Below are 20,832 nucleotides of genomic sequence, written 5' to 3' on the forward strand. Positions count from 1 at the left end.
GCACGGATCTGAGATCCGTGCGGCCGGAAATTGGCAGACCGATCCGGTCCCCGGTGCATGGAAACGGCGCCGGGGACCGGACGTGTGTGGACGATGCCCGACGGGGCCGGGACTGGGACGGGCGGGGCCGGGGACAGGAATGTCGAAGCGCGACTATTACGAGGTGCTGGGCGTCGCCCGCACCGCGACCGACGGTGAGATGAAGTCGGCCTTCCGCAAGCTGGCGATGGTCTACCACCCCGACCGCAACCCCGGCGACAAGGAGGCCGAGCTCAAGTTCAAGGAGCTCAACGAGGCCTACCAGTGCCTCTCCGACGGGCAGAAGCGAGCGGCCTACGACCGCTTCGGCCACGCCGCCTTCTCGCAGGGCGGCCAGGGCGGCCCCGGATTCGGCAACGAGTTCGGCGACTTCATGTCGGACATCTTCGATACGTTCTTCGGCGACGCCCGGGGCGGCGGCGGGCGCCCGGGCGGGGCGGCCGGAGGCCGGCCGGGCGGGGGCCGCGAGCGCGGCGCCGACCTGCGCTACAATCTCGAGATCGCCCTCGAGGAGGCCTTCACCGGCAAGACCGAGACGATCACGATGCCGACCTCGGTCACCTGCGAGGTCTGCGCCGGCTCGGGCGCCAAGGCCGGCTCGAAGCCCAAGACCTGCCCGACCTGCGCCGGCTACGGCCGCGTGCGGGCGGCGCAGGGGTTCTTCGCCATCGAGCGGACCTGCCCGAACTGCCAGGGCCGCGGCGAGATCATCGAGGACCCGTGCCCGGCCTGCTCGGGCGCCGGCCGCGTCACCCGCGAGCGCACGCTCTCGATCAACGTGCCGGCGGGCGTCGATGACGGACTGCGCATCCGGCTGGCCGGCGAGGGCGAATCGGGCCTGCGCGGCGGTCCGGCGGGCGACCTCTACATCTTCCTGTCGATCAAGCCGCACCCGTTCTTCCAGCGCGACGGCGCCGACCTGTTCTGCCGGGTCCCGATCTCGATGGTGACGGCGGCGCTCTCGGGCGAGATCACCGTGCCGGTGATCGACGGCTCGCACACCTCGGTCCGGGTTCCGGCCGGCACCCAGACCAACAAGCAGTTCCGCCTCAAGGGCAAGGGCATGCCGGTCCTGCGCTCGCGCGACGTCGGCGACCTCTACATCCAGGTCTTCGTCGAGACGCCGCAGAACCTGACCAAGCGCCAGCGCGAGCTGCTGCAGGAATTCGACACCCATGGCAGCCAAGCCGACAACCATCCGGAGAGTGCCGGCTTCTTCTCCCGGGTGAAGGAGTTCTTCGACGGCTTGAGCGGCTCCGGCCGCGCTTGACCATCGACGCTGCGGCTCCGGCCGCGCTTGACCGTCGATGCTGGAGCACCGGCCGCGCCAGACGGCCGGTACCGCGGCGTGCCCCGCGCCCGATCGCAGGGCTCCGTAAAGGGGATCCGCGAACCGAAGCAGCCCTCGCGCGTTCACGCGCGGTAGGATTGCGTGGGCTGCGGGTCTCGTTCCGGGTGCGTCAGGCTTGACGGCGACGCGCCTTTGAACGACAGCCGTTCGCCAACCCATCGTCTTTCGCGTGTTCAAGGGTCTTCGGTCTTGCCTTTGCCTCACCGATCCAGGGCCAAAGCCGTCGCGGTCTCGAGCCCGCTGCCCCACCCGAAGCCCCAGAAGAAGCGCGACATCCTGGAGGACGAGGCGCGGTTCCTGCGCTCCTGGTTCGAGCGGCCGCTGGTCACCGGCGCCGTGACGCCGTCGGGGCGGATGCTCGCCCGCACCATGGCCTCCTACGTCGATCCGCGCCTGTCCGGGCCGGTGATCGAGCTCGGGCCGGGCACCGGCCCGGTGACCGACGCGCTGGTCCGCCGCGGCATCGCCCCGGAGCGCCTGGTGCTCGTCGAGTACAACCCGGATTTCTGCAAGCTGCTGCGCCGGCGCTTTCCGAAGGCCACGGTGCTGCAGGGCGATGCCTACGACATCCGCGCCACCCTGGCGGGCGTGGTCGCCGAGCCGGCCTCCGCCACGATCTCGAGCTTGCCGCTCTTCACCAAGCCCCTGGAGCAGCGCCTCGACCTGCTGACGGCCGCCCACGACCTGATGCATGCGGATGCGCCGTTCGTGCAGTTCACCTACGCGGTGGTGCCGCCGATCCCGGCCAAGTCCACGACCTACACCGCCAGCCGCTCCAACAAGGTCTGGCTGAACCTGCCGCCGGCGCGGGTCTGGGTGTATCGCCGGCCCTGAGGGGCGCTAGCCCCCGAGAGGCGGGCGCCCGGACGGCCCGTCGACCCTCCGTGTCATCCCGGGGTTCCGCTTTCGCGGGCAGGGGATGACGCCGTGGATCGCAGGCCGGTCGGCGAAGTCGGACAGGTCGTCCGGACGGCGCCTTACGCCTTCTCCCACTGGCTCTCGATGATCGTGTAGACCTTGTCGCTGAGGTTGATGTCCATCTCGACGAGGCCGATCGTGTTCTTCACGCGGCTCAGGGTCTCGGCGAGTTCCAGCACCGGCTCGGGCACCCGGCGCTCCGGGGCGGCCGGGCCTTCGAGCTTCAGCACGTCGGCCAGCATCGCCGTGTAGGCGCCCCAGAAATGCTGGTGGCCGATGACGTGGAAGCGCGACAGCGCCTCGATCGCCAGCGTCCAGTGACCCGGCTTCATCGCCTCGCCCGGGAACGTACAGGAGAGGTCGCGCGTGAGCGGGTTCTCCAGCCAGGCATGGGTCTCCAGGTCGATGCGGTCGAAGCCCTTGCGCAGCGCCGAGACGCTGCCGAGGTCGAGGCCGGCCGCGAAGGCGCAGGGACCCTGGAGATGGTCGACGCGCCAGCTCTGGACCGGATCCTTGCCGATCTCCGCCATCCGGCGCAGCCACAGGATGCGCTTGGCCAGCTCCACGTAGGGATCGACGACCAGGATCGTCTTCACGTACTCGCCGGCCTGGACCACGTCCTCGTAGCGCTTCAGGAGCAGGCTGCCCTGCAGCAGCAGCGAGTCGCTGTACTTGATGTCGATGATGCAGCGCAACAGATCGAAATGGATGTCGTGGACGCCGAAATACGCCATCGCGAACTCGGGAAAGAGCATGTCGCGGGCGGCGTTGTCCTGGTTGATCGTGTAGTCGAGCGAAAGGACGCGGGCCTGGCGATACGTGGCGTCGGGGCGGTGCCGGTAGAGCAGGATGTTGGTGTCGGCGTCGTAGATGTCGTAGCGCCCGGCCTGGTCCAGCCCAGGGCAGCTCTCGCCGTTGAGCTTGAAGCCGCAGATGCCGTGGGCGTGCCAGCCGAATTCCTTGAGCTGCGGGTAATGGACCCAGGCCTCGATCACGGCCTCGCGCGTCCGGTCCATGACCACGCGCAGGCGCGGCGTGCGGCGCATGTCGTCGGGCGCGATCCAGAGATCGAAGCTCGCCGGGCCGACGACGTTGAAGTTGAATCGCATGCTGCTTGCTAGGCTGAAGACGGTGTCGCGGCAAGGCGGTGGCGCGCGCGCCGGCGCGACCGGGGATCGCGCCCGTCAGACCTAGCAGCTCCCGTCGCCCGGATCATCCTCGCGGTGGGCGGGCGTCCGCGGCCCCTTGCGGGCCCGGGCCCGGCGGGTGTTGATGCGGCCATGTCCGACCTGTTCGCCTCCGCCGGCCTCGACCGCGACGCGCCCCGTCCCCTCGCCGATCTCTTGCGGCCGACAAGCCTCGCCGAGGTGGTCGGGCAGGAGCACCTGACCGGGGATGGCGGTGCGCTGACCCGGCTCCTGCGCGGGCGCAACCTCGGCTCGCTGATCCTGTGGGGACCGCCCGGCACCGGCAAGACCACGGCGGCGCGGCTCCTCGCCGGCGAGACCGACCTGCATTTCGAGCAGATCTCGGCGATCTTCTCCGGCGTCGCGGAACTCCGGAAGGTGTTCGAAGCGGCCCGCGCGCGGCGGGCGGCGGGGCGGGGCACGCTGCTCTTCGTCGACGAGATCCACCGTTTCAACCGCGCCCAGCTCGACGCCTTCCTGCCGGTGGTCGAGGACGGCACGGTCACGCTCGTCGGCGCCACCACCGAGAACCCGTCCTTCGAGCTGAACGCCGCGCTCCTCTCCCGCGCCCGGGTGCTGGTCTTCCGCGCCCTCGACGAGGCGGCGGTCGCCAAGCTCCTCGACCGCGCCGAGACGGTGACCGGCCGGCCGCTGCCCCTCGACGAGGAGGCCCGCGCCGTGCTGGTGCGGATGGCCGACGGCGACGGGCGGGCGGCGCTCACCCTCGCCGAGGAGGTCTGGCGGTCGGTCGGGCCGGACGAGACCCTGGATGCCGCCCTCCTGCAGGAGCTGATCCAGCGCCGCGCCCCCGTCTACGACAAGGCGCAGGAGGGCCACTACAACCTCATCAGCGCCCTGCACAAGACGATCCGCGGCTCGGACCCGGACGCCGCCCTGTACTATCTCTGCCGGATGCTGGACGCCGGCGAGGACCGGCTGTTCATCGCCCGCCGGCTGGTGCGGGCGGCGGTCGAGGATATCGGTCTCGCCGACCCGCAGGCCCTGGCGGTGGCGAACGCCGCCAAGGAGGCCTTCGATTTCCTCGGCTCGCCGGAGGGGGAGCTGGCCCTGGCGCAGGCGGCGGTCTACCTCGCCACCGCGCCGAAATCGAACGCCCTCTACACGGCCTACAAGGCCGCGACCCGCACCGCCAAGGAGCACGGCTCGCTGCCGCCGCCCCGCACCATCCTCAATGCGCCGACCAAGCTGATGCGCAAGCTCGGCTACGGCGAAGGCTACCGCTACGACCACGACGAGCCCGACGCCTTCTCGGGCCAGGATTACTGGCCGGAACGCTTGGGCAGGCAACGCTTCTATACTCCGACCGACCGGGGTTTCGAGCGTCGCGTCGCCGAGCGGCTGGATTGGTGGGAGGTGAGGCGCCGCGAGCGCGCTGGGGAAGATTCGTGACGGTTATGTGAACGACCTGACGGATAGGCGTTGACGCGCCACTCTCCCTTAAGTCAGCCTGTGGGAATGAGACAGAATCTCTCCCTCCCGCATGGCCCGGCAGGATGACCGCGCGAATCCTCTCTATCGCCAATTGCAAGGGCGGCACCGGCAAGACGACCTCCGCCGTCAATCTCGCGGCCGAGCTCGGCGCCCGGGGCTACCGCGTCCTGGTGGTCGACCTCGACCCGCAGGGCCATTCGGGCTTGGGCCTCGGGGTCATGGCTCGGCTCGGCTCGCCCAACGCCCACACGCCGCTTCTGCGGCCAGGGGCCCGCCTTGACGGGGCCGTCCAGGCCACCGACGAGGACAATGTGTGGCTGGTGCCGGCCGACCGGGGCTTCGACGGGCAGCTCGGCACCAGCGACATCCGCTGCTTCGCCAACGCCCTGACGCCTCTGTGCCACGTCTACGACCTGGTCCTGATCGACGTGCCGCCGGCGGCGGCGGCGCTGACGGTCTGCGCCCTGATGGCGAGCGACGGCGTGGTCATCCCCACCACCCTCGATCCGCTCGGCCTCGAGGGCGTGCGACAGTTCGCCCGCTCCTACCATGACACGATGCTGCGGTTCCGGGCCGCGCCCCTGGGCCTCGCCATCGCGCCGATGCGCATCGACCTGCGCACCAATGTCGAGCGGGAGACCCTGGGGACGCTCCGCACCGCCTTCGGCCCGGGCCAGATGGTGCGGGGCGTGCGCACCGACGTGGCGGTGAGCGAGGCCTTCGCCCTGCGCCAGCCGGTGCGGCGCATCCGCCCCCGGGCCCGCGCCACGGAGGATTTCTCCGGCCTCGCCGACGATCTGGTGCAGCGCTTCGGCATCGACTGCGTCGCCGCCTTCGCGGAGCCCGCCTACGGACGGACGGAAGGTTTCTCGCGCGGGGTCTCCTGGAGATGACCTGGATCCGTCGGAGATGACGCACCGCTCGTGAGCCGCTGGACGTGACGGGGAAGGCTGTGGGTGCTACGAGCCGCCGCATGACGAAGCCTCCCTCTCGCGGCGGTTCCGGGCGGTCGCGGACTGGCCCGGGCGGACCCGCCTCCGGCCGCCCGCTGCGGGCCCGCACCGGACCGCGCAACACCGCCCGCGACGCCGCCGAGCGCGCCGCCGGCCTGGCCATCTCCTCTCGTGCGAGCCCCTCCCGCGCGAGCTTCGGCCGCGACATGAGCGACGCCGCGCCCTGGGAGCGGGACGAGGCGCCGAGCCGCGCGCCCGCCGGATCCCCGGCCAAGCCGAAATCCGAACGCTCGAAATCCGAACGGCCGCGCGCCGGTGCGGCGGAACGGGCCGAAAGGCCCGCCTCCCGTAAGCCCCCCGAGGGCCGTCCGCCGGCCCGGCCGCGCCGCGACGAGCGCCAGGATTCCGAGGCGCCGCGGAGCCGCGGGCCCGCGGAGCCCAAAGCCCCGACCCGCCGGGCCCTGCGCGAGGCGACCGCCGAGGCATTGGCCACCGGGGTGCAGACCCTGGAGGTGACGCCGGACGAGGCCGGGATGCGGATCGACCGCTTCCTCTCGGCCAGGTTCCCGCAGCTGCCCTTCACCCGCATCCAGAGCCTGGTGCGCAAGGGCGAATTGCGCGTGAACGGCAAGCGTGCCAAGGCCGCCGACCGGGTCGAGCCCGGCGCCAGCGTCCGCGTGCCGCCCCTGAGCCTGGAGGCCCGCCCGCCGGCCCCGAACTCGCCCCGGGCGGAAGGGGACCTCGCCTTCCTGCGCTCCCTGATCCTCTACGAGGACCAGGACATGATGGTGCTCAACAAGCCCTTCGGCCTCGCGGTGCAGGGCGGCTCGGGCACCACCCGCCACGTCGACGGCCTCCTGGAGGCGATGCGCGACAAGGACGGCCAGAAGCCGCGCCTCGTCCACCGTCTCGACAAGGACACGGCGGGCTGCCTGATCATCGCCAAGACCCGGCTCGCCGCCGCGACGCTGGCCAAGACCTTCCGGTCGCGGGCGGCGCGCAAGATCTACTGGGCCCTCGCCGCCGGGGTGCCGAAGGTGCGCCAGGGCCGGATCTCGACCTACCTCGCCAAGGAGGAGATCGGCGATGCGGATGCCCGCATGCGGGTCGCCAAGCACGGCGACGAGGGGGCGAGCCACGCGCTGACCTATTACGCGGTGGTCGACCAGGCCGGGCAGAAGCTCGCCTGGCTGTCGCTGAAGCCGGTCACCGGCCGCACCCACCAGCTGCGGGCCCACGCGGCGCATATCGGCCATCCGCTGGTCGGCGACCCCAAGTATTTCGACATCGAGAACTGGGAGCTGCCCGGCGGGCTGCAGAACCGCCTGCACCTGCTCGCCCGCCGCATCGTCATCCCGCATCCGCGCACCGCCAAGCCGATCGACGTGACGGCGCCGCTCCCGCCCCATATGGCGCAGAGCTGGAACCTGCTCGGCTTCGACGCCGCCCGCTACGACCCGATCGTCGAGGCGCCGGAGGCGTGATACGGCGGCCGGCCGGCCTCGACTGGTCGTCGGAGGCCGGACCCAAGGGAACCGAACCCTCGGGAACCGAACCCTTGGCAGGACGCCCGCGCGCCTTATTCTCAAGACGGGCCGCCGCGACCACGGCACCAGCGCGGGCTTAAGCGGCCCATCCGGGAGTGAGACAAGCCAGATGAGACCCGCCGCGCTCGCCAGCCTCGGCCTGATCGGATTCCTCGCCTGCGCCGGGACGGTGCAGGCTCAGCCCGCCCCGACACCGTCTGCCCCCACCGCCTCGCCCCCCGCACCGGCGCCGGCGACCACGCCGGCGGCGCCGGCCGCCCGCCCGGACGGCAAGCCCGCTTCGGTCCGTCCGGACGGGCGCCACCCGGAGGGCCGCGCGGCTCCCGCCGACGGGGGAGCGTCGACGGCCAGGCCGGCCACGCCCGAGCGCGCGGCGACGCCCCGCCGCCGCCGCCCGAGCTACGCCGCCTGCAACCGTGCCTCGCAGCGGCGCAGCCTGAAGGGCGGCGCGCGGCGACGCTTCCTGATCCGCTGTCGCCTGGGCTATGAGCGGATCCAGCCGGGCCAGCCGGCCCGCGCCAAGCCCTGACGGGCCTCGCCCGGGCCGCGTCCGGCACGACAGCGAGGCGGCCCGAACTCTCATGATCCTGATCGTCTTCGACGTCGACGGCACCCTCGTCGACAGCCAGCACATGATCGTGGCGGCGCAAGCCGAGGCCTTCGCGGCGGTCGGGCTGCCGGCGCCGACGCGGGAGCGCTCGCTGTCGGTGGTCGGGCTGTCGCTGCCGCAGGCCTTCACCGCCCTGGTCGGGGCCGACGGCCCGGTGGTGGCCCTGTCGGAGGCCTACAAGCAGGCCTTCGGCCGGCTGCGCGCCCGGGCCGAGATCCGCGAGACGCTGTTTCCCGGCGCCGCCGCCCTGCTCGCCCGCCTCAACCGCGAGCCGGCGGTGCAGCTCGGCATCGCCACCGGCAAGTCCCGCCGCGGCGTCGACCACCTCGTCGCCCTCCACGGCTGGGAGGGCTGGTTCTCGACGGTGCAGACCGCCGACGACGCCCCCTCGAAGCCGCACCCGGCGATGCTCGAACAGGCGATGGCCGAGACCGGTGCCGCGCCGGCGGAGACGGTGATGATCGGCGATTCGACCTACGACATGGTGATGGCGCGGGGCGCCCAGGTCTCCGCGCTCGGCGTCGCCTGGGGGTACCACACGCCCGAGGCATTGCGGACGGCCGGCGCGCACGCGGTGATGGACAGCTTTTCGGAACTCGAATCCGCTCTGTTCGAGCGGATCGCGGCGGCCTGACGACCGTCTCGCAACCGGCAGCCCGGAGCCCTATCTTCAAGCCCATGACCAACGACGTGACCCGTGACTGGCTCGGGGATCCGGAGCCACAGCCCGATCCGGTCCGCGCTGCCCGCCAATCGGCGAAGCCCGCGCTGCCGAAGCGCTTCTACAAGGAGGCCGGCGTCGCGCAGGCGGAGGACGGCCACCGCCTCGTCCTCGACGGCCGCCCGGCCCTGACCCCCGCCCGCCGCCGCCTCGCGGTGCCGCAGGCGGCCATCGCCGAGGCCCTGGCGGAGGAGTGGGGCGCGCAGGGCGAGTTCATCGACCCGGCGCGGATGCCCCTCACCCGCCTCGTCAATTCGGCCCTCGACGGGGTGGCCGACAGGCGCGAGGCGGTGGTCGACGACCTTGCGGCCTATGCGGGTACCGATCTCGTCGTCTACCGGGCCGGCGACCCGGCCCGGCTCGTGGCGGCGCAGGGCGCGGCCTGGGATCCGGTGCTCGACTGGGCGCGCGACATCCTCGGCGCCCGGTTCATCCTGAGCGAGGGGGTGATGCACGTCACCCAGCCGGCCGAGTCCCTCGCCGCGATCCGCCGCGCCGTCGAGACGGTGGAGAGCCCCACCGCCCTCGCGGGCCTGCACTCGATGACGACCCTGACCGGCTCGCTGCTGATCGCCCTCGCTGTCCTTCATGGCCGCCTGACGCCGCAGGAGGCCTGGGCCGCCGCCCATGTCGACGAGACCTTCCAGGCAGAGGTCTGGGGCCGGGATGCGGAAGCCGAGGACCGCCTCGCACGGCGGCGGGCGGAGTTCGAGGCCGCGGCGCGGATCGCGAGCCTCAGCGCCTGACGGGCCGGGGCGGGGCCGCCCCGGCGGCGCCGCTCACTTCTTCAGCGAGCCGGTCGCAATGTCGGCGTTCGGGTCGACCATCTGCGGCACGGACGGTCCGAAGGCGACGAGGCCGCTGGTCTCGATGCCGCGCACATCCACCTCGGCGCCGGGCGCCATGTGGGGCAGGGCGGCGAAGAGCGGCATGCCGGCCGGCACGCGCTCCGAGAAGCCCGGCACGTCGAGGGCCGGGATGCCGGCCTGGTCGAGGCTGGTGCCCTCGGCGCGGGCGGCGGCGGAGCCGGCCAGAACGAGGCCGGCCGCGGAGGGTTTTAGGTTAGCATAGAGAGCAGGTCGCTGATCCTGCAGTTTCCGGCGAAACGGGCGAAGAGGGCGAGGCTGACGTCCACCATGCGCTTGGCTTTCGAGACCACGATTGAGCGGCGTCGAAAGCGGGCGAGCCAATGCCGCTGCCGGGCGTTGTCCCGCTCGATGCTGTGGGTCTCGTCCTTGCCCGTATAGTGCTGCCCGATCGGCAACAGCGCGGTGTAGGCAGCGTAGGCGTCCGTGCAGTAGAGCCGGGTGCGCCAGCGCTGCAGCCGTTGGATCAGGCGCTCGCAGGTGGCCTTGTCACGACCGCCGCATTCCCAGTCCACCAACTGCCCTGAAGCACGATCCCAAGCTTTCCAGATCCAGAGCGGCTCGGACTTTTTTTCACATAGTGCCACATCTCATCAAGCTCGATCACCACCGCCCGGCCTTCCGGCTCGGGCTTGTGCGCGTAGGCGGCGGCGAACTGCTCCAGCCAAGCCTGGATCGTCGGTGTCGAGACACCGAGCAGCTTGGCGGTGCGGTTCATCGACAAGCCGCTGACATACAGCAGGACCGCGGTGGCCTTCATGGCCAGCGGCTTGCCGCGGGCGGGCGTGTCGGTGAAGTTCAGGCCACAGGCCTTGCACCGATACCGCTGCTTGGAGCGCATCAGCCCATTTTTGACGTGCTCCTCACTGCCACAACGCTTGCACTGCAGACCCATGACCCACCTCCCGCCGAATGCGCTCGGCGAGGAAGATAGGTCATCTATGCAGCCCTAAAACCCTCCGGCCGCGATGACGGTCTTGAGAAGCATCTCGAGGTCTCCGGTGCGGGGCAGATCCTGCCGCGGCATTTCTTGCCAAGACAATGCGCAGACCCCGGCCCCGGTTCTCCGAAAAAAGCTTATCCGGCCGCCCGCCATCCCTCCTCGCGTGCCGCTGCGGCAGCCGGCAGCTGATGGAACAGATGGAAGCCGCAGGTCTCGGCGCCGCGTTCCGCCACCTCGGCCAGGAAGCCGGGCGGCGCCTCGGACGGAGCGTCGATGCTGCCCGCATACGTCCAGGCCTCGCCGGTGACGAAGGCCGGCACCGGGAAGTCGTTCGGCACGGCACAGACCAGATCCGGCTCCTCGCGCCGGCGGAACAGGTTGTAGGTCGGCCAGCGCCGCACCGTGCGCGGCCATGCGCGTGTGAACCCTGAGCCCACGCTGCTCGCGGTCATTGGTAGTCTCCCCCCGGGTCCGACCCGTTGCATCTTGGGGCCGATGCATATCCGCCGTGATCGGAACCGCTGATCACATTCGATAATGTTGGCAGAATTTCTAAGCAATACTGCCGATACGGCATAGCCTAGATTAGGCTGTGCGGCGGAAGGCGCAGCCGCCTACTCCTTTCGGCCAAGCTCTCCGGCTGCGTTTCAAATTTTTGAAGGTCAGGCTCAGTTTTTTCAGTTTTCCTTGCCGCTCGGGCACCCGCATAGTCGCTCCCGACACGGCGATCCGGGGCAGCGGGCGGCGACGAGCCGCCGCCTGGCCTTGCGATCACCGCGCCCGCGCCGACCCGAAACGGGATCTGGCCGGCGCCCCCCGCGGCGGCCGGCGGCGCGGACCCGATGCCACGACACCGGACGAGGCAACGTCCGGATCAGGTCAGCCCGCAGGGCCGGAGGAGACATCATGGCTGGATCGAGACGCCCGGGACGCAACTTCCTCTTCGTTCCGGGCCCGACCAACGTGCCGGAGCGGGTCCAGCGCGCGATGATCGTGCCGATGGAGGATCATCGCTCGCCCGTCTTCCCCGAACTGGTCCTGCCGCTGTTCGAGGAGACGAAGAAGATCTTCAAGTCCCGCGACGGCCAGGTCTTCCTGTTCCCGTCGAGCGGCACCGGCGCCTGGGAAGCGGCGCTCACCAATACCCTCTCCCCCGGCGACCGGGTGCTGGCGCCGCGCTTCGGCCAGTTCAGCACCCTGTGGATCGACCTCGCCCAGCGGGTCGGCCTCGACGTCGCGATCCAGGATGAGGAATGGGGCCGCGGCGCCGATCCGGCGCGGATCGAGGAGGCCCTGCGGGCCGACCGCGAGCACCGGATCAAGGCCGTGCTGGTGGTCCACAACGAGACCGCCACCGGCGTCACCTCCGATATCGGCGCGGTGCGCCGGGCGATCGACGCGGCGGGCCACCCGGCCATGCTCTATGTCGACGGCGTCTCGTCGATCGGCAGCATCGACTTCCGGGCCGACGAATGGGGCGTCGACTGCGCCATCACCGGCTCGCAGAAGGGGCTGATGCTGCCCGCCGGCCTCGGCATCGTCTGCGCCAGCAAGCGGGCGCTGGAGGCCGCCAAGACCGCCGAGTGCCGCCGCGCCTATTTCGAGTTCGCCGACCAACAGAAGGCCAACGCCACCGGCTACTTCCCCTACACGCCGCCGCTGCCGCTGCTCTACGGCCTGCGCGAGGCCCTGCGCTGCCTGGAGGAGGAAGGGCTGGAGCAGGTCTTCGCCCGCCACCGGCGGCTGGCCGACGGCGCCCGCGCGGCGGTGCGGGCCTGGGGTCTGACCCTGTGTGCCAAGGAGGCGAAGTGGCACTCCGACACGGTGAGCGCCGTGATGGTGCCGGAGGGGATCAACGGCGCCGAGGTCATCAGCCTCGCCTATCGCCGCTACAACCTCGCCCTCGGGGCCGGCCTGTCGCAGGTGGCGGGCAAGCTCTTCCGCATCGGCCATCTCGGCGACCTCAACGAGCTGATGCTGCTCGGCGCCCTCTCAGGCTGCGAGATGGCGATGCGGGATGCCGGCATCCGGATCGAGCCCGGCAGCGGCGTCGCGGCGGCGCAGGAGCATTTTCGGGAGACGCGGGTGGAGGCGTGAGGCGTAAGCCTGCTCCTCTCCCCGCGGATGGCAGGGCTGATAGACAAATGAGCGTCGCGGGATCCCCTCTGCCGAGTGGCAGAGGGGTAGGGGTGAGGGTGGCGCGCTTCCGAATATAGCTCGAACTGTCGAGCTGCGCGGCTCGACACTTGGCCGTTTCTCCTGAACCCGAGCCACCCTCACCCTCGGCGCCTCTCCCACTTGGGGGGCCCGCGCCACTCCTTCCCCCGCATAGTCCTGCTGCCCGCGGGCAGGGGGCATCCCGGGCCAGCCGTTAGACCGGCTGCCACATCCCCACCCTCCGTGCCATTCTGCCGCGCCATGCCCCGCCGCACCGGGGCGCCGGAGACCGACATGTCCCACCGCATCGTCTTCCTCGACCGCGAGACCCTGGATGCCTGCTTACGGCGCCCGAGCTTCCCGCACGATTACGTCGAGCACGCCGTGACGGCCCCCGGGGAGATCGTGGCGCGGCTCAAGGGCGCCGACATCGCCATCATCAACAAGGTGCCGATGCGGGAGGAGACCCTTGCCCAGCTGCCGGACCTGAAGCTGATCGCGGTCGCCGCGACCGGCACCGACGTGGTCGACAAGGCTGCCGCCAAGGCGCGCGGCATCACGGTCGTCAATGTCCGCAATTACGCCTTCAACACCGTGCCTGAGCACGTGATCGGTCTGATCTTCGCCTTGCGCCGGGCGATCGTACCTTACGCCAACTCGGTCCGGCGCGGCGACTGGGGGCGGGCACGGCACTTCTGCTACTTCGACTACCCGATCCGGGACGTGGCCGGCTCGACCCTCGGCATCGTCGGCTACGGCGCGCTCGGCAAGTCGATCGGCCAGCGGGCGGAAGCGCTCGGCATGCGGGTGCTCGCCTACGACGTGATGCCTCAAGCAGGCCTCGTCGACCTCGACACGATCCTCCGCGAGAGCGACGTCATCACCCTGCACGCCCCGCTGACGCCGGAAACCCGCAACATGATCGGCCGGGACGAGCTGGCGCGGATGAAGCGCGACGCCATCCTCATCAACACCGCCCGCGGCGGCCTCGTCGACGAGGCGGCGCTCGCCGAGGCGCTGACAGCCGGGACGATCGGCGGCGCCGGCTTCGACGTGCTGACCAGCGAGCCGCCGCGGGACGACAACCCGCTCCTCGCCCTCGACCTGCCGAACCTCATCATCACCCCCCACGTCGCCTGGGCGAGCAGGCAGGCCATGCAGATCCTGGCCGACCAGCTCGTCGACAACATCGAGGCCTTCGTGGCCGGCCGGCCGCAAAACGTGGTGGAGTAGCGCGGGAGGGGGCGCTAACCCGCTCCCGCGACCCGAAGGATGCCCCGCGCGGGCTTGGACGCCCCTTGGATGCCCCGCGGCGGAAAGGATGACGATGAAGAAACTCCTGTTCCAGTTCGACACCGACCCGATGCCCAGCGTGTTCGACACGGTGGTGGGTTACGATGGCGGCGCCGACATCATCACCGGCTATGCCAATGTCACGCCGGACAATGTCGGGGCGCTCGTCGACGGCACGATCTACACCCGCGGCGGATCGGAGAAGAAATCGACCGCGATCTTCGTCGGCGGCGGCAGCATGGCGGCCGGCGAGGCGGTGTTCAAGGCTGTCCGCAAGCGCTTCTTCGGCCCGTTCCGGGTCTCGTGCATGCTCGATTCCAACGGCTCGAACACCACCGCGGCGGCGGGCGTCGCCCTCGTCGCCAAGGCGGCGGGCTCGCTCCAGGGCAAGCGCGCCGTGGTGCTCGCCGGCACCGGCCCGGTCGGCATGCGCTCGGCGGCGCTCCTCGCCAAGGAGGGCGCCGCCGTGACCCTCGCCGGGCGCCAGCTCGCCAAGGCCGAGGAGGCCGCCAAGGCCATCGAGGCCCGCTTCAAGGTCACGATCCGGGCGATCGAGACCCCGGATGCCGAATCCCGTGGGGCGGCCGTCGCCGACGCTGACGTGGCGTTCTCGGCTGGCGCGATCGGGCTGGAACTCGTCGCGCAAGCGCAGTGGCAGGGTGCCCGGGACCTCGCCTTCCTGGCCGATTACAACGCTCAGCCGCCGCTGGGCTTCGGCGGGATCGAGGCGACCGACAAGGGCAAGGACCGCCACGGCAAGACCGTGTTCGGGGCCCTCGGCATCGGGGGCTTGAAGCTCAAGCTGCATCGCGCCTGCGTCGCCAAGCTGTTCGAGAGCACCGAACTGGTCCTCGACGCGGAAGAGATCTACGCGCTTGCGAAAGAGATGGCGTGATGGCGCATTCCGAGGACACGATCCCGGGCTTCCTCGACGCGCTGGCGAGTGAGCGGCCGACCCCCGGCGGCGGCGGCGCGGCGGCGATCTCCGGCGCCATGGGGGCCGCCCTGGTCTCGATGGTCTGCAACCTCACCATCGGCAAGAAGAAGTACGCCGAGGTCGAGGGCGAGATGATCGCGATCCGCGACCGTGCGGAAGCCCTACGGGCCGAGCTGACCGGCATGATCGCCGAGGATGTCAGCGCCTTCAACGCGGTGATGGGCGCCTACGGGATGCCCAAGGCGACCGACGACGAGAAGGCGGCACGCGCCGCCGCGATCCAGGATGCCTTGAGGCTTGCCACCGACGTGCCGCTCGCCTGCGCGAAGACCTGCCGGGCGGTGATCGACCTCTGCGAGGGGATCGCCGAGCGCGGCAACCTCAACGTCGTCAGCGATGCGGGCGTCGCGGTGCTGGCCGCCCAGGCCGGCCTGCGCAGCGCCGCCCTCAACGTCTACGTCAACGCCAAGGCCATCGAGGACCGGACCTTCGCGGAAGGCCGCCTCGCCGACCTCGCCCGAGCGCTGGACGGGGCCGACGCCCTGACCGAGCGGGTCTACGGCCTGGTGAAGTCGAAGCTGACCTGACGGTCGGCCGGACCCGATGAACTGATCGGGCCGAACAGTCGAAGCAACGCACCGAGCTTTTTCGGCCGGGCGCGAGGAACCCCCTCGCGCCCGGAACGGGAAGCCTTTGCCAAACATCCAGGAGGACGCCATGGACGTGCACGAGTACCAGGCCAAGGAGCTGCTCGCGAGCTTCGGCGTGCCGATCCCGAAGGGGGCCGTGGCGTTCAGCCCGGACCAGGCAGTCTACGCCGCCACGGAACTCGGCGGCGGGCACTGGGCAGTGAAGGCGCAGATCCATGCCGGCGCCCGCGGCAAGGCCGGCGGCATCCGGCTCTGCCGCACCACCCACGAGGTCCGCGACGCCGCGACCGACCTCCTCGGGCGGCGCCTCGTCACGCAGCAGACCGGCCCCGAGGGCAAGCCGGTGCAGCGGGTCTATATCGAGACCGCCGACCCGTTCGAGCGCGAATTGTATCTCGGCATCGTCCTCGACCGGAAGGTCGAGCGGGTGCGGGTCGTGGCCTCCAAGGCCGGCGGCATGGACATCGAGGAGATCGCCGCGACCGACCCGGAGGCGCTGCTGCAGGTGGTGGTGGAGCCGGCGGTCGGCCTCCAGCCCTTCGAGGCGCGCGAGCTGGCCTTCCGCCTCGGCCTCAACATCAAGCAGGTCGGCGCCGCCGTGAAGACGATCATGAGCGCCTACCGCGCGTTCCGCGATTGCGACGCCGTCATGCTGGAGATCAACCCGCTGGTCGTCACGCGCGACGACCGGGTTCTGGCGCTGGACGCCAAAATGTCGTTCGACGACAACGCGCTGTTCCGGCGCCGCAATATCGCGGACATGCACGATCCCTCGCAGAGCGACCCGCGCGAGGCACAGGCCGCCGAGCACAACCTGAACTATATTGGCCTCGACGGCGAGATCGGCTGCATCGTCAACGGCGCCGGCCTCGCCATGGCGACGATGGACATGATCAAGCATGCCGGCGGCGAGCCGGCGAACTTCCTCGATGTCGGCGGCGGCGCCTCGCCGCAAAGGGTCGCGACGGCCTTCCGCCTCGTCCTCTCCGACCCGAACGTGCGGGCGATCCTGGTCAACATTTTTGCCGGCATCAACCGCTGCGACTGGATCGCCGAGGGCGTGGTCCAGGCCGCCCGCGAGGTGAAGATCGGCGTGCCGCTGGTGGTGCGGCTGGCCGGCACCAACGTCGAGGCCGGCAAGGCAATCCTGGAGAAGAGCGGCCTCGACCTCATCACCGCCGACACCCTGACGGAGGCCGCCGAGAAGGCGGTGGCCGCCATCCGCACCAAGAACTGAGGACCTGTCCGATGAGCATCCTGATCGACGAGACGACCCGGATCCTGGTTCAGGGCATCACCGGGGACAAGGGCAGCTTCCACGCTCGCGAGATGATCGAGTACGGCTCGCGGGTGGTGGCCGGCGTCACCCCGGGCAAGAGCGGCCGCACCGAGCACGGCGTGCCGGTCTTCGACACGGTGCGCCAGGCGGTGCAGGAGACGGGCGCCGAGGCCAGCATCACCTTCGTGGCTCCGCCCTTCGCGGCCGACGCCATCATGGAGGCGGCGGATGCCGGCATCCGGCTGATCTGCTCGATCACCGACGGGATTCCCGCCCAGGACATGATGCGGGTCAAGCGCTACCTGCGGCGCTACCCGAAGGAGCGCCGGCCGATGGTGGTGGGGCCGAACTGCGCCGGCATCATCTCGCCCGGCAAGGCGATGCTCGGCATCATGCCGGGCCACATCTACCTCAAGGGCAATATCGGCGTGATCTCCCGCTCCGGCACGCTCGGCTACGAGGCCGCGGCGCAGATGAAGGCGGTGGGCCTCGGCATCTCGACCTCGGTCGGCATCGGCGGCGACCCGATCAACGGCTCGTCCTTCCTCGACCATCTCGCCCTGTTCGAGGCGGACCCCGACACCGCGGCGGTGCTGATGATCGGCGAGATCGGCGGCCCGCAGGAGGCGGAAGCCGCGGCCTGGATCCAGCGGAACATGAGGAAGCCCGTGGTCGGCTTCGTCGCCGGGCTCACGGCGCCCAAGGGCCGCAAGATGGGCCATGCCGGCGCGATCATCTCGGCCGCCGGCGACAGCGCCGCCGAGAAGGCCGAGATCATGCGCTCCTTCGGCCTCACCGTGGCCCCCAGCCCCGGCGCCTTCGGCACCACCATGGCGCAGGTGATGGCGGAGCGCCGCAAGGCGGCGTGAACGGCCGCGCTTCAGCGCTGGATCCCCTCTCCCACACGGGAGAGGGGAGGCCGCGCGCATCGACAATCCCTCCCTCGATCCCCACGGGGAGCCCCCGATGATCCACACTCCCGTCCCCGACACGCCCTTCGTCCCGCCGCTCATCACCGGCACCGAGGATCGCGTCGCCCTCGACGTGCTGTTCCGCTCGCTGGTGGATGTCTGCCGGCGCCACCAGCCGGAGCTGGAAGCGGTCTTGCGCGGGCAGGCGGACATCGCCGGGCTGTCGCCGGAACTGACCGCCCGCGCCCTGCAGGTCCAGGGCATCTGGTTCCAGCTGATCGCGATCGCCGAGCAGAACACCGCCATGCGCCGGCGGCGCCACGTCGAGCGCAATGCGGGGCGCGACCGGCTGAAGAACTCGTTCAGCGCCGTCCTGGCGCGGGCCGCCGCGCAGGGCGTGCCGGCCGGGACCGTGCACGAACTCCTGACTTCATTGCGGGTGCGCCCGACCCTGACGGCGCACCCGACCGAGGCCAAGCGGGTCACGGTGCTGGAAAAATTCCGGCGCATCTACCTGATCCTGAAGGAGCTGGAGATGCCGCGCTGGACCGAGCGCGAGCGTCACGCCCTGATGGACGACCTGCGCGACGAGATCGAGCTGGTCTGGATGACCGGCGAATTGCATCTCGAGAAGCCGACCGTCGACCGAGAGGTCGCCTGGGGGCTGCACTTCTTCGACGAGACCCTGTTCGAGATGCTGCCCGAGACCCTGAACTCGCTCGAGGAGGCGCTGGCGAGCGCCTATCCGGGTGCCCGGTTCGAGGTGCCGGCCTTCTTCCAGTTCGGCTCCTGGATCGGCGGTGACCGGGACGGCAACCCCTTCGTCACCGCCGAGGTGACGCGGCGCACCTGCGGCGCAACGCGCTGGCGAGCCTCCGGCGCTACCGCGACGGGATCGGCGGGCTCGCCCGCACCCTCTCGATCAGCGCCCGCGCCCTGCCGGTGGCCGAGGCCTTCGCGGCGGCGCTCAAGGACCAGCTCGCGCTCCAGCCGGACGGGGACGAGATCGCGCGGCGCAATCCCGGCGAGCCCTACCGGCAGTTCCTGACCTGCCTGAGCCGGCGCCTCGACGCGACGATCACCGGATTGGAGGAGGAGCCCGGGACTGGGCCCGTGGGTCCCGGTTACGCCGATGCCGACGCGCTGATCGCCGACCTGCGCGCGCTGGAGGAGGGCCTCTCCGCCGCGGGCTGCCCCTCGCTCACCGCCAACCGGGTGCGGCCGGTGCGCCGGATGGTCGAGATCTTCCGCTTCTCGACCGTGCGGCTCGACATCCGCGAGAACACCACCCGCACGACGCGGGCGCTCCAGGCGCTGTGGCGCCAGCGGAATGAAGGCGAGCCGCCGGACGTTGACGCCCCGGCCTGGACCGGGTGGCTCGAGACCGAGCTGGCCCGTCCCCTCGATGGCCTGCCCGACCTCTCCGGCCTGCCCGAGGAGGCGCGGGAGACGCTCTCGACCTTCCGGCTGGTGGCGGAGATGCGCGGCAGCCTCGACCGCGAGGCCTTCGGCGCCTTCGTGCTGTCGATGACCCATTCGGTGCCCGACATCCTGGGCGGCTATCTGCTGGCCAAGCAGGCCGGCGTGTTCCTCGACGCGGCGGGTATCGAGGTCTGCCCGCTGCCGATCGTGCCGCTGTTCGAGACCATCGACGACCTGCGCGCCGCCCCGGCGATCATGCGGGCGCTGCTCAAGGTGCCGGTGGTGCGCCGCTCCGCCCGCCAGCAGGGCGGGGTGCAGGAGGTGATGATCGGCTACTCCGATTCGAACAAGGATGGCGGCTTCGTCGCCTCGAACTGGGAACTGGCCAAGGCGCAGCGGCTGCTGACCCAGGTCGGCGAGCAGGCGGGGATCGGCATCGCCTTCTTCCACGGCCGCGGCGGCTCGGTGAGCCGTGGCGGCGCGCCCACCGCCCGGGCCATCGCCGCCCAGCCGCCGGGCTCGATCCGCGGCCGGTTCCGCACCACCGAGCAGGGCGAGGTGGTGTCGTTCAAGTACGCCAACCGCGGCACCGCCGCCTACCAGATGGAGCTTCTGGCCTCCGCCGTGCTGGCCCACGCCCTCGACGGGGCGGCCCCCGGGATTCCGGCGGCGAACCCGGAATTCGACGACGCGATGGAGGCGCTGTCGGGCGCGTCGCGGGCGGCCTATGCCCGGCTCCTGACGCATCCCGACCTCGTGACCTATTTCGGCGCCGCGAGCCCGCTCGACGAGATCGCGCTCCTCAATATCGGCTCGCGCCCGGCCCGCCGCTTCGGAGCCCGTAGCCTCGCCGACCTGCGGGCGATTCCCTGGGTCTTCGCCTGGAGCCAGAACCGGCACGGCATCACCGGCTGGTACGGGGTCGGCAGCGGCTTGAAGAGCTTCCTCGACGTGCGGGGCGAGGCCGGCCGGGCGCTGCTGCGGCGGATGTTCGAGGATTCACCCCTCTTCCGCCTGATCATGGACGAGGTCGAGAAGACCCTGCTCACCGTCGATCTCGCCATCGCCCGCGACTTCGCCGGCTTGTGCCCGGACGAGGGCGCCCGGGAGGCGGTCTTCGCGATGATCGAGGCCGAGTACCGGCTCACCTGCGCGATGGCCCTGGAGGTGAGCGGCGCACGCACCCTCGCCGAACGCTTCCCGCTCTATCGCGGCCGGCTCGCCGAGCGGCTGCCGGTGCTCAACCAGGTCAGCCGCGAGCAGGTGAACCTCCTGCGCCGCTTCCGCACCGAGACCGACGCGACGGCGCGAGAGGCGCTGAAATCGGCCCTGCTCCTGTCGATCAACTGCGTCGCCACCGGGTTCGGGGCGACGGGGTGAGGCAGGGCCGCCCGACGGTCGGGAGAGGCAGGAGAGCAGCGGGCCGGGGCATCCCGCTCGCGCATGATGGTCCGGCCCGCCGGTGACACCGTCCGAGCGGGAGCGGCAGGAACGGCGTGACGGGCGCGACCCTGGACCGGCCCCGGCGGCCTGTCTTCGACCCAGGTTAACTCGCCGGCAGAGTCTCGGCCCCTCATGGATGTAACATTGTTGCAT

The 20,832-nt window shown here is 71.0% G+C and carries 19 protein-coding genes and 1 pseudogene; 15 read left to right on the top strand and 5 right to left on the bottom strand.

The genetic code is table 11. The features are described from left to right. Positions 1 to 139 precede the first annotated feature (139 nt). Both dnaJ and DA075_RS26465 read left to right on the top strand, forming a co-directional pair. Complete coding sequence (gene dnaJ / locus DA075_RS26460) at positions 140 to 1,309, top strand: molecular chaperone DnaJ (protein ID WP_099955763.1); 1,170 nt, start codon at positions 140 to 142, stop codon at positions 1,307 to 1,309. A gap of 270 nt (positions 1,310 to 1,579) precedes the next feature. Continuing rightward, positions 1,580 to 2,224: a class I SAM-dependent methyltransferase gene (locus tag DA075_RS26465; RefSeq protein WP_174800124.1), complete on the top strand. Its 645-nt coding sequence runs from the start codon at positions 1,580 to 1,582 to the stop codon at positions 2,222 to 2,224. Between the two features lie 143 nt (positions 2,225 to 2,367). On the opposite strand, the gene DA075_RS26470 is transcribed toward DA075_RS26465, so the two are convergent. Beyond that, positions 2,368 to 3,417: a hypothetical protein gene (locus DA075_RS26470; RefSeq protein WP_099955765.1), complete on the bottom strand. Its 1,050-nt coding sequence runs from the start codon at positions 3,415 to 3,417 to the stop codon at positions 2,368 to 2,370. A 171-nt stretch (positions 3,418 to 3,588) separates the two neighbouring features. Between DA075_RS26470 and DA075_RS26475 the strand changes: the two genes are divergently transcribed. From DA075_RS26475 to DA075_RS26500, 6 genes are all read left to right on the top strand, one after another. Beyond that, the gene (locus tag DA075_RS26475; RefSeq protein ID WP_099955766.1) at positions 3,589 to 4,905 is read left to right on the top strand and encodes a replication-associated recombination protein A; all 1,317 of its coding nucleotides are present in this window, start codon (positions 3,589 to 3,591) and stop codon (positions 4,903 to 4,905) included. A gap of 104 nt (positions 4,906 to 5,009) precedes the next feature. Then, positions 5,010 to 5,840 (top strand): ParA family protein, encoded by an 831-nt coding sequence (locus DA075_RS26480; RefSeq protein WP_099955767.1) that lies wholly within the window; start codon positions 5,010 to 5,012, stop codon positions 5,838 to 5,840. An 80-nt stretch (positions 5,841 to 5,920) separates the two neighbouring features. Beyond that, on the top strand, positions 5,921 to 7,384 hold the full coding sequence (locus DA075_RS26485; RefSeq protein WP_099955768.1) for an RluA family pseudouridine synthase: 1,464 nt from the start codon (positions 5,921 to 5,923) through the stop codon (positions 7,382 to 7,384). A 172-nt stretch (positions 7,385 to 7,556) separates the two neighbouring features. Then, entirely contained in the window at positions 7,557 to 7,976 is a 420-nt protein-coding gene (locus tag DA075_RS26490; protein WP_099955769.1) for a hypothetical protein, read from the top strand. A 52-nt stretch (positions 7,977 to 8,028) separates the two neighbouring features. Beyond that, positions 8,029 to 8,691 (top strand): HAD-IA family hydrolase, encoded by a 663-nt coding sequence (locus tag DA075_RS26495; RefSeq protein WP_099955770.1) that lies wholly within the window; start codon positions 8,029 to 8,031, stop codon positions 8,689 to 8,691. A gap of 44 nt (positions 8,692 to 8,735) precedes the next feature. Further along, positions 8,736 to 9,524 (top strand): ATP12 family chaperone protein, encoded by a 789-nt coding sequence (locus DA075_RS26500; protein ID WP_099955771.1) that lies wholly within the window; start codon positions 8,736 to 8,738, stop codon positions 9,522 to 9,524. Positions 9,525 to 9,557: 33 nt separating this feature from the next. Here DA075_RS26500 and DA075_RS37725 read toward each other — a convergent pair whose 3' ends face one another. The 4 genes from DA075_RS37725 to DA075_RS26515 form a co-directional block, all read right to left on the bottom strand. Beyond that, on the bottom strand, positions 9,558 to 9,743 hold the full coding sequence (locus DA075_RS37725; RefSeq protein WP_244936355.1) for a hypothetical protein: 186 nt from the start codon (positions 9,741 to 9,743) through the stop codon (positions 9,558 to 9,560). A gap of 92 nt (positions 9,744 to 9,835) precedes the next feature. Next, positions 9,836 to 10,159, bottom strand: coding sequence for an IS1 family transposase (locus DA075_RS37200; RefSeq protein ID WP_053622179.1), 324 nt, complete (start codon positions 10,157 to 10,159; stop codon positions 9,836 to 9,838). Continuing rightward, a complete protein-coding gene (locus DA075_RS37205) occupies positions 10,111 to 10,539 on the bottom strand; it encodes an IS1/IS1595 family N-terminal zinc-binding domain-containing protein (RefSeq protein WP_083461089.1) in 429 nt (142 codons plus the stop codon). Before DA075_RS37205 ends, DA075_RS37200 begins: the two co-directional genes overlap by 49 nt. A gap of 182 nt (positions 10,540 to 10,721) precedes the next feature. Next, complete coding sequence (locus DA075_RS26515; RefSeq protein ID WP_232386753.1) at positions 10,722 to 11,039, bottom strand: hypothetical protein; 318 nt, start codon at positions 11,037 to 11,039, stop codon at positions 10,722 to 10,724. A gap of 454 nt (positions 11,040 to 11,493) precedes the next feature. Here DA075_RS26515 and DA075_RS26520 point away from each other — a divergent pair, with 454 nt between their 5' ends. From DA075_RS26520 to DA075_RS26550, 7 genes and pseudogenes are all read left to right on the top strand, one after another. After that, a complete protein-coding gene (locus tag DA075_RS26520; protein WP_099955772.1) occupies positions 11,494 to 12,684 on the top strand; it encodes an aminotransferase class V-fold PLP-dependent enzyme in 1,191 nt (396 codons plus the stop codon). Between the two features lie 354 nt (positions 12,685 to 13,038). Next, the gene (locus DA075_RS26525; protein WP_099955773.1) at positions 13,039 to 13,977 is read left to right on the top strand and encodes a D-2-hydroxyacid dehydrogenase; all 939 of its coding nucleotides are present in this window, start codon (positions 13,039 to 13,041) and stop codon (positions 13,975 to 13,977) included. Between the two features lie 94 nt (positions 13,978 to 14,071). Beyond that, on the top strand, positions 14,072 to 14,932 hold the full coding sequence (locus DA075_RS26530; RefSeq protein WP_414468074.1) for an NADP-dependent methylenetetrahydromethanopterin/methylenetetrahydrofolate dehydrogenase: 861 nt from the start codon (positions 14,072 to 14,074) through the stop codon (positions 14,930 to 14,932). Next, positions 14,932 to 15,561 carry a methenyltetrahydrofolate cyclohydrolase gene (gene fchA, locus DA075_RS26535; RefSeq protein WP_099955775.1) on the top strand — a complete coding sequence of 210 codons (630 nt, stop codon included), beginning with the start codon at positions 14,932 to 14,934 and terminating at the stop codon, positions 15,559 to 15,561. The genes DA075_RS26530 and fchA overlap by 1 nt, the downstream gene beginning before the upstream one ends. A 130-nt stretch (positions 15,562 to 15,691) precedes the next feature. Continuing rightward, positions 15,692 to 16,861, top strand: a complete 1,170-nt coding sequence (locus DA075_RS26540; RefSeq protein ID WP_099955776.1) for a malate--CoA ligase subunit beta — start codon at positions 15,692 to 15,694, stop codon at positions 16,859 to 16,861. Positions 16,862 to 16,872: 11 nt separating this feature from the next. Then, positions 16,873 to 17,772: a succinate--CoA ligase subunit alpha gene (gene sucD / locus DA075_RS26545; protein WP_099955777.1), complete on the top strand. Its 900-nt coding sequence runs from the start codon at positions 16,873 to 16,875 to the stop codon at positions 17,770 to 17,772. A gap of 97 nt (positions 17,773 to 17,869) precedes the next feature. Next, positions 17,870 to 20,616: pseudogene (locus tag DA075_RS26550) on the top strand (phosphoenolpyruvate carboxylase). Positions 20,617 to 20,832: the final 216 nt, after the last annotated feature.

Origin of the sequence: Methylobacterium currus, assembly GCF_003058325.1 — a bacterium.
Taxonomy (GTDB): Bacteria; Pseudomonadota; Alphaproteobacteria; order Rhizobiales; family Beijerinckiaceae; genus Methylobacterium; species Methylobacterium currus.

Coding starts and splice junctions, on each gene's coding strand:
- dnaJ (WP_099955763.1), top strand. CDS start 140: ATGTCGAAGCGCGACTATTACGAGGTGCTGGGCGTCGCCCGCACCGCG.
- DA075_RS26470 (WP_099955765.1), bottom strand. CDS start 3,417: ATGCGATTCAACTTCAACGTCGTCGGCCCGGCGAGCTTCGATCTCTGG.
- DA075_RS26475 (WP_099955766.1), top strand. CDS start 3,589: ATGTCCGACCTGTTCGCCTCCGCCGGCCTCGACCGCGACGCGCCCCGT.
- DA075_RS26480 (WP_099955767.1), top strand. CDS start 5,010: ATGACCGCGCGAATCCTCTCTATCGCCAATTGCAAGGGCGGCACCGGC.
- DA075_RS26485 (WP_099955768.1), top strand. CDS start 5,921: ATGACGAAGCCTCCCTCTCGCGGCGGTTCCGGGCGGTCGCGGACTGGC.
- DA075_RS26490 (WP_099955769.1), top strand. CDS start 7,557: ATGAGACCCGCCGCGCTCGCCAGCCTCGGCCTGATCGGATTCCTCGCC.
- DA075_RS26495 (WP_099955770.1), top strand. CDS start 8,029: ATGATCCTGATCGTCTTCGACGTCGACGGCACCCTCGTCGACAGCCAG.
- DA075_RS26500 (WP_099955771.1), top strand. CDS start 8,736: ATGACCAACGACGTGACCCGTGACTGGCTCGGGGATCCGGAGCCACAG.
- DA075_RS37205 (WP_083461089.1), bottom strand. CDS start 10,539: ATGGGTCTGCAGTGCAAGCGTTGTGGCAGTGAGGAGCACGTCAAAAAT.
- DA075_RS26515 (WP_232386753.1), bottom strand. CDS start 11,039: ATGACCGCGAGCAGCGTGGGCTCAGGGTTCACACGCGCATGGCCGCGC.
- DA075_RS26520 (WP_099955772.1), top strand. CDS start 11,494: ATGGCTGGATCGAGACGCCCGGGACGCAACTTCCTCTTCGTTCCGGGC.
- DA075_RS26525 (WP_099955773.1), top strand. CDS start 13,039: ATGTCCCACCGCATCGTCTTCCTCGACCGCGAGACCCTGGATGCCTGC.
- DA075_RS26530 (WP_414468074.1), top strand. CDS start 14,072: ATGAAGAAACTCCTGTTCCAGTTCGACACCGACCCGATGCCCAGCGTG.
- fchA (WP_099955775.1), top strand. CDS start 14,932: ATGGCGCATTCCGAGGACACGATCCCGGGCTTCCTCGACGCGCTGGCG.
- DA075_RS26540 (WP_099955776.1), top strand. CDS start 15,692: ATGGACGTGCACGAGTACCAGGCCAAGGAGCTGCTCGCGAGCTTCGGC.
- sucD (WP_099955777.1), top strand. CDS start 16,873: ATGAGCATCCTGATCGACGAGACGACCCGGATCCTGGTTCAGGGCATC.